13 protein-coding genes and 1 pseudogene are annotated in these 12,940 nt (G+C 64.4%); 8 read left to right on the top strand and 6 right to left on the bottom strand.

The window, feature by feature from the left end; translation table 11 throughout:
* Nucleotides 1–280 (top strand): annotated as a pseudogene (locus ADADOO_RS11650) (3-deoxy-7-phosphoheptulonate synthase); the annotation flags it as partial.
* A gap of 79 nt (nt 281–359) precedes the next feature.
* Here ADADOO_RS11650 and ADADOO_RS11645 read toward each other — a convergent pair.
* From ADADOO_RS11645 to ADADOO_RS11635, 3 genes are all read right to left on the bottom strand, one after another.
* Entirely contained in the window at nt 360–1,181 is an 822-nt protein-coding gene (locus ADADOO_RS11645) for a crotonase/enoyl-CoA hydratase family protein (RefSeq protein WP_511277672.1), read from the bottom strand.
* 64 nt (nt 1,182–1,245) lie between these two features.
* Nucleotides 1,246–1,461, bottom strand: coding sequence for a hypothetical protein (locus ADADOO_RS11640; RefSeq protein ID WP_511277671.1), 216 nt, complete (start codon nt 1,459–1,461; stop codon nt 1,246–1,248).
* A gap of 40 nt (nt 1,462–1,501) precedes the next feature.
* The gene (locus tag ADADOO_RS11635) at nt 1,502–2,092 is read right to left on the bottom strand and encodes a cob(I)yrinic acid a,c-diamide adenosyltransferase (RefSeq protein WP_511277670.1); all 591 of its coding nucleotides are present in this window, start codon (nt 2,090–2,092) and stop codon (nt 1,502–1,504) included.
* A 63-nt stretch (nt 2,093–2,155) separates the two neighbouring features.
* Between ADADOO_RS11635 and hyi the strand changes: the two genes are divergently transcribed.
* The 7 genes from hyi (at nt 2,156) to ADADOO_RS11600 (ending at nt 9,931) form a co-directional block, all read left to right on the top strand.
* Entirely contained in the window at nt 2,156–3,073 is a 918-nt protein-coding gene (hyi, locus tag ADADOO_RS11630; RefSeq protein WP_511277669.1) for a hydroxypyruvate isomerase, read from the top strand.
* Nucleotides 3,070–4,353, top strand: coding sequence for a glycerate kinase type-2 family protein (locus ADADOO_RS11625; protein WP_511277668.1), 1,284 nt, complete (start codon nt 3,070–3,072; stop codon nt 4,351–4,353). The genes hyi and ADADOO_RS11625 overlap by 4 nt, the downstream gene beginning before the upstream one ends.
* A gap of 10 nt (nt 4,354–4,363) precedes the next feature.
* Nucleotides 4,364–5,848, top strand: coding sequence for an FAD-linked oxidase C-terminal domain-containing protein (locus ADADOO_RS11620; protein ID WP_511277667.1), 1,485 nt, complete (start codon nt 4,364–4,366; stop codon nt 5,846–5,848).
* Nucleotides 5,848–6,942, top strand: a complete 1,095-nt coding sequence (gene glcE / locus ADADOO_RS11615; protein ID WP_511277666.1) for a glycolate oxidase subunit GlcE — start codon at nt 5,848–5,850, stop codon at nt 6,940–6,942. The genes ADADOO_RS11620 and glcE overlap by 1 nt, the downstream gene beginning before the upstream one ends.
* Before the next feature lie 4 nt (nt 6,943–6,946).
* Complete coding sequence (glcF, locus tag ADADOO_RS11610) at nt 6,947–8,182, top strand: glycolate oxidase subunit GlcF (protein WP_511277665.1); 1,236 nt, start codon at nt 6,947–6,949, stop codon at nt 8,180–8,182.
* Nucleotides 8,179–9,072: an HDOD domain-containing protein gene (locus tag ADADOO_RS11605; RefSeq protein WP_511277664.1), complete on the top strand. Its 894-nt coding sequence runs from the start codon at nt 8,179–8,181 to the stop codon at nt 9,070–9,072. The genes glcF and ADADOO_RS11605 overlap by 4 nt, the downstream gene beginning before the upstream one ends.
* A gap of 85 nt (nt 9,073–9,157) precedes the next feature.
* Nucleotides 9,158–9,931 carry a PP2C family protein-serine/threonine phosphatase gene (locus ADADOO_RS11600; protein ID WP_511277663.1) on the top strand — a complete coding sequence of 258 codons (774 nt, stop codon included), beginning with the start codon at nt 9,158–9,160 and terminating at the stop codon, nt 9,929–9,931.
* Nucleotides 9,932–10,017: 86 nt separating this feature from the next.
* Here the strand turns inward: ADADOO_RS11600 and ADADOO_RS11595 are convergent, their stop codons facing one another.
* From ADADOO_RS11595 to ADADOO_RS11585, 3 genes are all read right to left on the bottom strand, one after another.
* Nucleotides 10,018–11,487: a DEAD/DEAH box helicase gene (locus tag ADADOO_RS11595; RefSeq protein ID WP_511277673.1), complete on the bottom strand. Its 1,470-nt coding sequence runs from the start codon at nt 11,485–11,487 to the stop codon at nt 10,018–10,020.
* Between the two features lie 160 nt (nt 11,488–11,647).
* The gene (locus ADADOO_RS11590; protein ID WP_511277662.1) at nt 11,648–12,013 is read right to left on the bottom strand and encodes a response regulator; all 366 of its coding nucleotides are present in this window, start codon (nt 12,011–12,013) and stop codon (nt 11,648–11,650) included.
* On the bottom strand, nt 11,997–12,940 hold a 944-nt coding region (locus ADADOO_RS11585; RefSeq protein ID WP_511277661.1), incomplete at its 5' end, for a sensor histidine kinase. The genes ADADOO_RS11590 and ADADOO_RS11585, both read right to left, overlap by 17 nt.

The raw sequence follows: 12,940 nt of genomic DNA, 5'->3' as shown, positions 1-12,940 counted from the left end.
GGTCGATTTCTCGCACGGCAACAGCCGCAAGCAATTCAAGCTGCAAATGGAAGTCAGCGACAGCGTCGCGGCCCAGCTGACCGCCGGCGAAGACCGCATCGTCGGCGTCATGGTCGAATCGCACCTGGTCGAAGGCCGCCAGGACATCGTGGCGGACAAGCCGCTGACCTATGGCCAGAGCGTCACCGACGCCTGCATCAACTGGGATGACAGCGTCAAGGTGCTCGACCAGCTGGCCGCCGCTGTGCGCGCCCGGCGCGTGGCGGGGGCGACCGAGTAGGCATTCGCCAGCCTTGTGTTCGGGCCCGATTGGCGCAAGCCGGTCGGGCCTTCCTGCTTCTGGCCCGGTTAATTCCGGCTCAGTCGGCGAAATGGGGTCGGCGCTTCTCGCGCTGCGCGGCGATGCACTCGCCGAGGTCAGCCGAGAGCAGCATCGCGGCGTTCCAGCCGGCGACGTAATTCAGCCCATCGGCCACCGCGTGATCGCGGCTGAAATTGAGGACATCCTTGCTGCCGCGAATGGCCAGCGGCGACTTGGCGGCGATGGTCAGGGCGATTTTGCGGACTTCCACGGTCAACCGGGAAAAATCGCCAAATTTGCAATTGATCAGGCCACACCTTTCCGCTTCGTCGGCGTCCACATTGCGCCCGGTGTACGCCAGTTCCCGCGCCAGGCCTTCGCCGATCAGGCGCGGCAGACGTTGCAGCGTGCCGACGTCGGCGACCATGCCGAGATCGATTTCCTTGATTGAAAAAACCGCATCGGCCGCCGCGTAGCGCATGTCGCAACAAGTGACGAGGTCGAGCGCGCCACCGACGCAGGCGCCCTGGATGGCGGCGAGCACGGGCTTGCGGCAGCGCTCGATGGCGTTCAGGCAGTCCTGCAAATCAAGGATCAGCCGGCGCAATGTTTCGCGGCTACGGGCGCCGTCCGTGTGAGCAATCTGCTGTTGGATGCTGCCAAGCATGGCGAGGTCGATGCCGGCGCAAAAGTTTTTCCCTTCGCCGCTCAGGATGGCGACGCGGGCTTCCGGCGTGGCATCGACCCAGGCAAAGGCCTGCCGGATTTCCTGCCACATCGCCGCGTTCATGGCGTTCGACTTGTCCGGCCGGTTGAGGCGAACTTCGGCGACGTGGTCGACGAGTGTGACGGCGAGGGTGGTGAATTCGGGTGGGCTCATGACCTTGTCTCCGGTTGCCTGGATTTTTTGCCGAACTTAAGCCTGTCCGGCGCCGTGCGCCCGCTCAGGCCATGCCGGCCAGCGCCGCGGCGAGGTCGGCATTGTCGTCATCGTCGCTGCCGCCGTTCTGGATGTTCTGGCTCTCGATGCTGACGGCGTAGCCCGCGGCACGCAGTTGCTCGGCCCAGTGCTCGGCGATCTTGCGCGAGTCGTGCCAGGGGCCGTGCTCGATGATCGGGCGGTCGGTGCCGGTGCGGTAGGTGGTCTTGACGCGGTACACGGCTTAACCAACGGGGGCGTGGATGGCCGGCCGGGGCGGATTACGCGGCATTCTTGCCCTTTTGCCAGAGCACGTCGCCGCGGCCGCCGGCCCGGTTGAGGGCGCGGCCGAGGATGAAAAGCAGGTCGGACAGACGGTTGATGTAGCGGCGGGCAGCGTCGGACAGCGGCTCGGCGCCGTGCAGGCGAACCATGGCCCGTTCGGCGCGGCGGCAGACGGTGCGGCTCAGGTGGGCGAGCGCGGCGGCGCGCGTGCCGCCGGGCAGGATGAATTCCTTGAGCATCGGCAGGTCGGCGTTGAAGGCCTCGGCCTGCGCCTCGAGGCGAGCAACCTGGGCGTTCTGCATGACGGCCATGCCGGGCAGGCAGAGCTCGCCGCCGAGGTCGAAGAGATCGTTCTGGACGTCGAGCAGGGCGGCGCGCATGGACTCGGGCATGTCTTCGCAGAGCAGCACGCCGAGGCTGGAATTGAGCTCGTCGACCTCGCCGATGGCGTCGATGCGCAGGCTGTCCTTGGTCGTCCGGCTGCCGTCGCCAAGGCCGGTCGTGCCGGCGTCGCCGGTGCGGGTGACGATCTTCGACAGGCGGTTGCCCTTGCGTTCGGTTTTGTTATCGTTTGGCGTTTCGCTCACGATGCGTTCTCCTCATTGAGTGCAGATTATACTTTTGGCTCACCCTCACGGACTGTCGCCGCCATGCCAAAGTTTGCTGCCAATCTCAGTTTTCTTTTTACCGACGTTCCATTTGAGGAACGCTTTCAGCGCGCGGCGGCGGCCGGTTTCCAAGGTGTTGAAACCCTTTTCCCCTACGACTGGCCGGCCCATGACGTCGCCGAATGGCTCAAGGCGGCCGCTGTCGAGCCGGTGTTGTTCAATCTGCCGCCCGGTGACTGGGCCGCCGGCGAGCGCGGCCTGGCCTGTTTGCCGCAGCGCCAGGGCGAATTCGCCGAAAGCGTCGAACTGGCGCTGAACTACGCGATGGTCCTCGACTGCGAACGGGTGCATTGCATGGCCGGGCTACGGCCGGCAGGTATGGCCGAGGCAGAACTGGCGGCGACCTACATCGCCAACCTGCAATTCGCCGCCGACCGCTTCGCCACCGTCGGCGTGACGGTGATGATCGAGCCGATCAACAGCCGCATCGACATGCCGGGCTACTGGCTGGACGACGTGAACAAGGCGCTGCGCCTGCTCGACGCCATCGACCGCCCGAACGTCAAACTGCAACTCGACCTCTATCACGCGCAGATCATTCAGGGCGACTTGGCACGCACCATCGAAGCCAACATCGGGCGCATCGGCCATATTCAGATTGCCGACAACCCGGGGCGGCATGAACCGGGGACGGGGGAGATCAACTATCCGTTTTTGTTCGATCTGCTGGACAGGCTGGGTTACGCCGGCTGGGTCGGCTGCGAATACAAGCCGCTGACGACGACCGAAGCGGGGCTGGGCTGGTTGGTCGGGAGCCACTATTCCTCCCCCTTCAAGGGGGAGGTTAGGAGGGGGATGGGTTATCAGGCGCCGGGTTCGCAGCTGACCCATCCCCACCCCAACCCTCCCCTTGTCCCAGTGGATACCGTCCCTGCGGGACATAAAGGGGAGGGGGCTTGACCCCGCGTGACATCCTCCGCCGCTTGTTCGACGCCGCCATCGCCGCCGCCAACCCGGCGCTGTGCGTGCCGCCGCATCTGCCGCCGGATGACGGCGGACGGCTCATCGTCATCGGCGCCGGCAAGGCCTCGGCGGCCATGGCGCGGGCTGTCGAGCAACATTGGTCCGGGCCGCTCGACGGGCTGGTCGTGACGCGCTACGGCCACGGTGTGCCGTGCGAGCGAATCAAGATCATCGAAGCCGCTCACCCGGTGCCGGACGCTGCCGGCGAGGCGGCTGCACTTTCCATTTTTGCGCAAATTTCCCGGTTGACCGTGGAAGACCGGGTTCTGGCCCTGATTTCCGGCGGCGGCTCGGCCTTGCTGGCTGCCCCCGCACCCGGCGTCACGCTGGCCGAAAAGCGGGCGCTCACCTCGGCGCTGCTGCGCTCGGGGGCGAGCATCGGCGAGATCAACTGCGTGCGCAAACACCTGTCGGCCCTCAAGGGCGGCCGCCTCGCCGCCGCCGCGTGGCCGGCCTCGGTGCTGACGCTGGCGATTTCCGACGTGCCCGGCGACGATCCGGCGGTCATCGCCTCCGGCCCGACCGTCGGCGACCCGACGACCTGCGCCGACGCGCTCAATGTCCTCGATTTTCACCACATCGCCATCCCTTCGGACCTGCGCTGCCGTCTCGAATCCGGCGAGCTCGAAACGCCCAAGCCGGGCGACCCGCGTCTGGCCAACAGCGCCTTCCGCCTGATCGCCAGCCCGCGCCAGATGCTCGAAGCAGCCGCCGCCGAGGCGCAACGGCTCGGCATCACGCCGCTCATCCTCGGCGACGCCATCGAAGGCGAGGCGCGCGAGGTTGGCAAAGTCATGGCCGGCATGGCGAAATCCTGCACCCCAAGGGTACTTCCTGCGGGGCGCGGTCAACACGGTTTTCCGGCCAAAAAGCCCTGTGTCCTGCTCTCCGGTGGCGAAACGACGGTGACCCTGCACGGCGATGGCCGTGGCGGGCGCAACAGCGAATTCCTGCTCAGCCTGGCCCTGGCCCTCGACGGCGCGCCGGGCATCCACGCCCTGGCCGCCGACACCGACGGCATCGACGGCAGCGAGGATAATGCCGGCGCCTTCATCGACCCGACGACGCTGGCCCGGGCGCGGGCGGCCGAGCTCGACCTGCGCGCCCGATTGGCCAACAACGACGCGTGGAGCTGCTTTTCCGAACTCGGCGACCTGCTGGTCACTGGCCCGACGCGAACCAACGTTAACGATTTTCGGGCTATTTTTATAGGTTAAAATGGCAAATATGACGCAAAATGGCAATAACGACATTTGCATTGATCTGGCCACGCTGGAACGGCGGCTCCGCCTGTTCCTGCCGCCGCACTGCCTGCTGCTCGGCGAAGAAGATCTGCGCCCCTACGAGTGCGACGGCCTCACCGCCTACCGCGAATTGCCGCTCGCCGTCTGCCTGCCGGAAACCGAGGCGCAGGTCATCGACATCCTGCGTACCTGCCACAGCCTCGGCGTGCCGGTCGTCGCGCGTGGCGCCGGCACGGGATTGTCCGGTGGCGCCATGCCGCATGCCCACGGAATCGTGTTATCGCTGGCCCGTTTTAACCGGATTTTGCGTGTCGACCGTGCGGCCCGACTGGCCGTCGTCCAACCGGGCGTGCGCAACCTCGCCGTCTCCGAAGCCGCCGCCCCCTTCGGCCTCTACTACGCGCCGGACCCCTCGTCGCAAATTGCCTGCACGCTGGGCGGCAATGTTGCCGAAAACTCGGGCGGCGTGCATTGCCTGAAATACGGGCTGACCGTCCACAACGTGCTGCGCATCCGCGTCGTCAGCATCGAGGGCGAGGTTTTTGAAATCGGCTCGGAGGCGCCCGATGCCGCCGGCTACGACCTGCTGGCGCTGCTGATCGGTTCCGAAGGCATGCTCGGCGTCGTCACCGAAGTCACCGTCAAACTGGTTCCCAAGCCGGAGCTGGCACAGGTTGTCATGGCTTCCTTTGCCGATGTCGCCAAAGCCGGCGATGCCGTCGCCGCGATCATCGCCGCCGGCATTATCCCGGCCGGGCTGGAAATGATGGACAAGGCCGCCACCGCAGCCGTCGAGCCGTTTGTCAAAGCCGGCTACGACATGAACGCCGAAGCCATCCTGCTCTGCGAGTCGGACGGCACGCCGGAAGAAGTCGCCGAGGAAATCGCCCGCGTCACCGAAGTGCTCAACGCCGCTGGCGCCAGCGACATCCGCGTCTCGCAATCCGAAGCCGAGCGCCTGCGTTTCTGGGCCGGGCGCAAGGCGGCGTTTCCGGCGGTCGGCCGGATCACGCCGGATTATTACTGCATGGATGGCACGATTCCGAGAAAGCGCCTGGCCGAAATGCTGTCGGCCATCGCCGCCATGGAAATCAAGTACGGCCTGCGCTGCGCCAACGTCTTCCACGCCGGCGACGGCAACCTGCATCCGTTGATCATGTACGACGCCTCGCAACCCGGCGACTGGGAACGGGCCGAAGCCTTCGGCGGCGAAATCCTTGAGCTGTCGGTCGCGCTGGGCGGTTCAATCACCGGCGAACACGGCGTCGGCATCGAGAAAATCAACCAGATGTGCGTCCAGTACGCGACGCCGGAAATCGAAGCCTTCCACCGCGTCAAGGCCGCCTTCGACGAAAGCGGCCAGCTCAATCCCGGCAAGGCCGTGCCCAGCCTGCACCGCTGCGCCGAATACGGCCGCATGCACGTCCATCATGGCGACGTGAAGTTTCCCGCGTTGGAGCGTTTCTGATGCTGACGGCACACTCGCTCGACGACATCGTCGCCGCCGTTCGCAACGCCGCCGCTGAGCGCGCCCCGCTACGCATCCGCGGCGCCGGCAGCAAGGATTTCTACGGTGGCCTGCTGGCCGGCGAAGTGCTCGACGTCTCGGCCCATCGCGGCATCGTCGCCTACGAGCCGACCGAGCTTTACATCACGGCCAAAGGCGGCACGCCGCTCGCCGAAATCGAGGCCGTGCTGGCCGAGAGCGGCCAGATGCTGGCTTTCGAGCCGCCGCATTTTGCCGGTGGCAATGCCGGTTCCGCTGGCGCGACGGTCGGCGGCTGCGTCGCCGCCGGCCTCTCCGGCCCGCGTCGGCAGCAGGCCGGTGCCGTGCGCGACTTCGTGCTCGGCGTCAAGCTGGTCGACGGGACCGGCCAGATGCTTAATTTCGGCGGCCAGGTCATGAAAAACGTCGCCGGCTACGATGTGTCGCGCCTCATCGCCGGCAGCTTCGGTACGCTCGGCATCATCGCCGAAGTCACGCTCAAGGTGCTACCCAGGCCGATGGCCGAAACGACCCTGGTTTTTGCCTGCGACGCGGCCGAGGCCATCCGCCGACTCAATGAATGGGGCGGCCGGCCATTGCCGATTTCTGCCTCGTTCTGGCATGAGGGCCAGCTCTGGCTTCGCCTTTCCGGCGCGCGGGCCGCGGTTGAAGCAGCCACCGGCAAGCTGGGTGGGTCTGCTACGGTCAACCCGGAAAAACACTGGAATTCGATACGCGAGCAAACGCATCCGGCGTTCGCCGCCAGCCCGTTGTGGCGACTGGCGCTGCCCTCGACCGCGCCGTGTCCCGAAATCGACGGCCTGCGTGCCATCGAGTGGGGCGGGGCTTTGCGCTGGTATGCCGGCGAAGTCGATAGCGATCATGCTGCCGTTCGTGCTGCCGCCGCCCACCTCGGCGGCCACGCCGTGCTCTACCGGGCACCGGAATCGCTGCGCTGCCGGGAAGGCGCTTTCGCGCCGCTGCCCCCCGCCTTGCTCGCCCTGCATCGCCGCCTCAAAAAAGCCTTCGACCCGCAGGGCATCCTCAATCCCGGTCGTCTGTACGCGGAGTTTTAGGCTGATGGATACCAAAATCACCGCCGAACTGCGCGCCACCCACGCCGGCCAGATCGCCGAGGAAATCCTGCGCAAGTGCGTGCACTGCGGCTTCTGTACGGCGACCTGCCCAACCTACCAACTGCTTGGCGACGAACTCGACGGCCCGCGCGGCCGTATCTACCTGATCAAGCAGGTACTCGAAGGCAAGCCCGTTACCGAGAAAACGCGTACACACCTTGACCGCTGCCTGACCTGCCGTTCCTGCGAAACGACCTGTCCGTCGGGCGTCAAATACAGCCATCTGCTCGATGTCGGCCGCGCCGTGGTCGAGAGCAAACTGCAGCGCCCGCTCGCCGACCGCCTGACGCGCGCGCTGCTCAGGACCGTGTTGCCCAACCCGGCGCTGTTTGGGCCGGCTATCGCCGTTGGCCGGGCGGTCCGGCCGCTCTTGCCGACCGCTCTGGCCGACAAGTTGCCGCCTGCCCAGCCGTCCGGCGCGCCGTGGCCGAAAGCGGCCGCCCACCCGCGTCGCATGCTGGCGCTGGCCGGTTGCGTCCAGCCGGCGCTGGCGCCGAATATCAACGCCGCCACGGCACGCGTGTTCGACAAGCTGGGCATCGCGCTCTTCGAGGAAAGCAAGGCCGGCTGCTGCGGCGCCGTGCGTTTTCACCTCAACGACCACGAAACGGCCAGAAACGACATGCGCCGCAATATCGACGCCTGGTGGCCGCATATTGAAGCCGGTGTCGAAGCCATCGTTGCCACTGCCTCGGGCTGCGGCGTGCAGCTCAAGGATTACGCCCACATCCTCGCCAATGACACGGTCTACGCCGAAAAAGCGGCAAAAATCAGCGCCCTCTGCCGCGATCCGTCGGAAATTCTGGTGGCGGAAAAAGCTGCCTTGCTGCCCTTGCTGGCGCGCCGTCCGGAAAAACGCGGCAAGCTGGCCTTTCATTCGCCGTGCACCTTGCAGCACGGTCTGCAGATTCGCGGCAGCATTGAGGCCTTGCTGCAAGCCGCCGGCTATGAACTGACACCGGTCGCCGACAGCCATCTGTGCTGCGGTTCGGCCGGCACCTATTCCGTCCTGCAGCCTGAACTAGCCAACAAACTGCGCGCCAACAAGCTCGCCGCCCTCAATGCCGGCGGCCCGGCGCTCGCGGCAACGGCCAATATCGGCTGCCTGACCCACTTGCAGGCGGGCAGTACGCTGCCTGTGCGACACTGGATTGAATTGATCGATGAGGTAATGGCATGAGCCATGACGTAGCATCCGTATTTACAATCACCAAAACGCTCGGCCCCGACGATGCGGCCCGCATCAAGCGCCTGCTCGAAAATGGCGTCAAGATTCCCGCCCAGCCGCGCGTCCTCGAAGAGCTGCGCCAGTTCATGAAGCGCAGCGAACTCGATGTCCGGCGGCTGGCCAGCGTCATCAACAAGGACCCGGGGCTGACGGCGATGCTGTTCAAGGTCGTCGGCAATTCGGCCTACCGGCAACACCAGCCATTCGACTCGGTTGAAACCATCCTGCATGCCGTCGGCGTCCGGCAGACGTTCAATCTGGTGCAGGCCATTGCCCTGTCCGGGGCCGGCGAGATCAAGAAAAACCGGTCGGTGTACGAAGCCTTCTGGGCCCGCTCGCATGCCGTTGGCCAGCTGGCCATGCTGGTCGCCGACGAGCGGGTCGCCGTTTGCAATATTTTTCCCGATCAGGCCTATCTGGCGGGCATCTTTCACGATTGCGGCGTGCCCCTGCTCATGCAGCGCTTTCCGACCTACTGTGCCGAGATGCAACTCGGCGCCCCGGGCATCTGGATCGACCTCGCCGAAGAGGACCGGAAATTCAATGCCGATCACTGCGTCGTCGGTTACCTCGTCGCCCGTCACTGGCACCTGCCCGAGTTCATCTGCGATGCCATCCGCTACCACCACGCCATCGGCGAACTGGGTCAGCACGAAGCGCGCAGCATGGTCGCCATCGTCCAGCTCGCCGTTGATATTTACTATCGCGACCAGCACATCGCCAGCCCCGAGTGGGAGCGGGAAAAGACCGAGGTGCTGCCCGAACTCGGCCTCTGTGAGGACACTTTGCCCGAGTTTGTCGATATTGTGCTCGAACGCTACCACGGCACCGTCGACGCATGAATTTCCAGCCCGTGGCCGCGCCTGACACAGTGTTAAGGGTAGCGAAAGCCTTCCGTGGTAAGCTTTCCCTGAAAGAGGGGGAGGGATGGCAATAGCAGTCGACGCCTGCGCGGCGCAGCATCAAGGGGATCGCAAAGAACAACAAGATCGCGTGGCGATCCTTCCGCATGCCCGGAAACGTCGTGTGGCGCTGGCCGTCGTTGCCGACGGCATGGGGGGGCACACCGGCGGTGCGCTGGCCGCCGAGCAGGTTGTGCATACCGCCAAAACCAATCTCGACCAGTTTTCGTCGGCTGACGAAAGCCCGCAGCGGATGCTTGAAAACGCCATGCGCGAAGCGCATACGATGATCAAGGCATCGCGTTTCATGAATGAAAAAGACCCGCATAGCACGGCCGTCATGTTGCTTCTGCAACCGGAAAAAATCACCTGGGGGCATTGCGGAGACAGCCGAATCTACCATTTTCGCGGCAACAAGCTAGTTGACCGCTCGGTCGATCACTCCTACGTTGAGTACCTTGTGTCTACTGGGAAAATTACCGCCGAGCAGGCGCTAACGCACCCCAACCGCAACGTGTTGCTGGCTTCCCTCGGCGGTCAGGACGAGCCGAAAATAACGCTTTCGGAAACGGTCGATCTGCTTGCCGGAGATGCCTTCGTGCTCTGTTCGGACGGCCTCTGGGCCTATTTCGACGATGCCGAACTCGGTACGCTGGTTGCCCAGAATTCGGCGCGGCAAGCCTGCGAAATCCTGATCGACACGGCGCGCCGGCGGGCCAACGGTAGTGGCGACAATCTGTCGCTAGCTATTATCAAGCTGGTTGAAGCGCTGCCAGTCAAAGCGGCTGGGCGGGGCTAATTAGCTTGGGGGGGCTGCCAACAAGGCGGATTCCCAGAGCAATTACCCAGAAAAACCAGCGCCAGAAAGGCGCCGGTTCGTCGTTCCTACTTGCGCCCAAGCCCACCCAGCAATGCCGCTACGACGCGCTTCGGCTTATGCGGATCGACCTTGGCGGCTACCGTGGCCGAATCGGGCACTTCGCCACGAGGCGAGTTGTCTTCGTAGGGCTTGCTGAAGTCGAAACCGTCGGCCGCGATCATCGGATTACGGCGCGGCGGACGACGCTCCTGGCGATCGCTCCGCTCGCGCTCGGGGCGGCTGGAACGCTCGCTGCGCTCGGGGCGTTCGCCACGTTCCGGGCGCTGACTGATCGGGGCGACTATCGGAGCGCTGCGCTTACGCTTGTTGCCCGGCGGGTATTCGTATTCCGGCTCGGGCTCGAAACCGGCGACTTCAACCTGTTCGATCGGTCGCTTGATGAGCTTCTCGATATCGACCAGATAGACGACCTCACGGGCGCTGACCAGCGAAATGGCATTGCCCAGCTTGCCGGCGCGGCCGGTGCGGCCGATGCGGTGTACGTAGTCTTCCGGCGTGTGCGGCAGCTCGTAGTTGATGACGTAGGGCAGGTCATCAACGTCCAGGCCGCGCGCCGCGACGTCGGTGGCGATCAGGGCGTCGGTTTCGCCGCTCTTGAAGGCCTCGAGGGCCTTGATGCGCTCAAGCTGGCTCTTGTCGCCGTGGATGGCGTCGGCCTTGATACCGGCGCGCTGCAGTTCGCGGGTCAGTCGCGAGCAGCCCTGCTTGGTCCGCATGAAAACGAGACACTGGCGGATTTCACTGGATTTGAGCAGTTTGATCAGCAGGCCACGTTTGCCGAATTCGGAAACCGGATGGACGCGATGGGTGATGTTTTCTGAGACTTGGTTGCGGCGGGCGACCTCGATGAGGATCGGCGACTTGAGCATGGTGTCGGCCAGCTTCTTGATTTCTTCCGAGAAGGTGGCGGAGAACAGCAGGCTCTGGCGCTGCGCCGGCAGCATGTTGAGGATGCGCGTGACGTCGGGGACGAAGCCCATGTCGAGCATGCGGTCAGCTTCGTCGAGGACGAGGGCCTGCACCGAATTAAAGCTGACGCTCTTGTTTTCGACGTGATCGAGCAGGCGGCCGGGGGTGGCGACGAGGATTTCGACGCCTTTTTTGAGTTCGGCGATCTGCGGCCGGATATCGACGCCGCCGAAGGCGCACATGGAGCGGATCGGCGTGTGTTTGCTGTAGGTTTTGACCGACTCGTAGACCTGCATGGCCAATTCTCGGGTCGGGGCGAGGATCAGGGCGCGCACCGGGTGCTTGGCTGGCGACGGGCTGCTGCTGGCAAAGGGCAGGATGCGCTGGAGGATGGGCAGCGTGAAGGCGGCCGTCTTGCCGGTGCCGGTCTGGGCGCCGCCCATGATGTCCTTGCCGCTGATGACGAGCGGGATGGCCTGGGCCTGGATCGGCGTCGGCTTGGTATAGCCCTCGTCGAGCACGGCGCGCAGCAGTTCGGGCGCCAGGCCGAGGTCGGCAAAGGTGATTTCGGGCACTGCGTCGGCAGCGATGACTACGGCGTTTTGGCCGGCTAAGGTATTGATTTCAGACATGGGGCGGGATTATACGCTTACCCGCTCTTTCGCACCGGGATGCTTGTGGCCCAGTCTGAAATCGGACGGGGCTGGACGCCTGGCGCGATGGCGATCAAAGATTGGCGATAAGCTCTTCCAGGCGCTGACGGCTGATCGGTTTGACCAGCACTTCGTCGAAACCTTCGGTGAGCAGACGTTCCCGATCTTCCGGGAAGGCATGGGCGGTATACGCCACGATATACAAGGGCCGGGTTGTCTCGCGGGCCCGCAGGCGGGCGCAGGTGTCTTCGCCGGACAGGCCGGGCATGCTGATGTCGAGCAAGACGAGGCGGAACGAATGGGTGGCGGCCAGTGCCAGTGCCGCACTGCCGTTCTCCGCTTCGCACACCATCCAGCCAAGTTTTTTGAGTATGGCCGAGGCGAGCAGACGGTTGGTCGGGTGGTCGTCGACGACCAAGGCGTTACGTTGTTCCGTCATGAAAGATGTCCAGTGGCAGGTAAACCGTGAAAGTTGATCCTACGCCGACTTCAGATTCGAGCGTGACCTTCCCGCCCATATGTTCTGCCAGTTGGCGGACGAGCGCCAGTCCTAGTCCGGTTCCGCCATGTTCGCGGGTCAGGAAGTTTTCCAGTTGTTTGAATTTCTCGAAAATCGTTTCGCGGCTTTCCGGTGGGATGCCCGGCCCGGTGTCGCGAACGGCAAAGGCGATGTCACCATCGATCCGGCTGGCGCTGAAGATAACGCTGCCGGCATCGGTGAACTTGACGGCATTGTTGAGCAAATTGTTGAGAATCTGGCGCAGGCGGGTGGGGTCGGTGGTGAATTCGGTGGGCAGTTCGTCGGCAAGAATGGTCTGGAACTTCAAGCCCTTCGCTTCCGCGGTGATGCGATGTACGGTTGCGACTTCGATCAGCAGGTCGGTGAGCGGAACGGCAATCCGGGCGAAGGGCATCTCGCCCGATTCGATCTTGGCCAGGTCGAGAATTTCATTGACCAGATTGAGTAGATGGCCGCCGCTCTGCTCGATGATCTCGACGTAGCCCTGTTGCTCCGGGTTTTTCAGCTCGTTTTTGAGCAGCTCGGCAAAGCCTAGGATGCCGTTGAGTGGGGTGCGCAATTCGTGCGACATGGTGGCCAGGAAAGCGGATTTTTGGCGGCTGGCTTCCTCGGCCTTTTCTTTTGCTTCTTCGAGGCGCTTGAAGGATTCTTCGACCGAGTCGGCCATCCGGTTGAAGGAGCGCGACAGCTCGCCCATTTCGTCAGCCGAGCCAGCATCCAGGCGGTGTTTTCGGTCGCCTTCCTGGAAGGCGTGAATGCCCGAGATGATCACCGTGATGCGCCGGGTGAGTAGCCCGGCCATCCAGATGGCGATGCCGATGACGATGGCCACCATGAGCAGGGTCG

It is taken from the genome of Azonexus sp., assembly GCF_036170495.1.
Taxonomy (GTDB): domain Bacteria; phylum Pseudomonadota; class Gammaproteobacteria; order Burkholderiales; family Rhodocyclaceae; genus Azonexus.
This window is presented reverse-complemented; position numbering and strand designations above follow the sequence as displayed.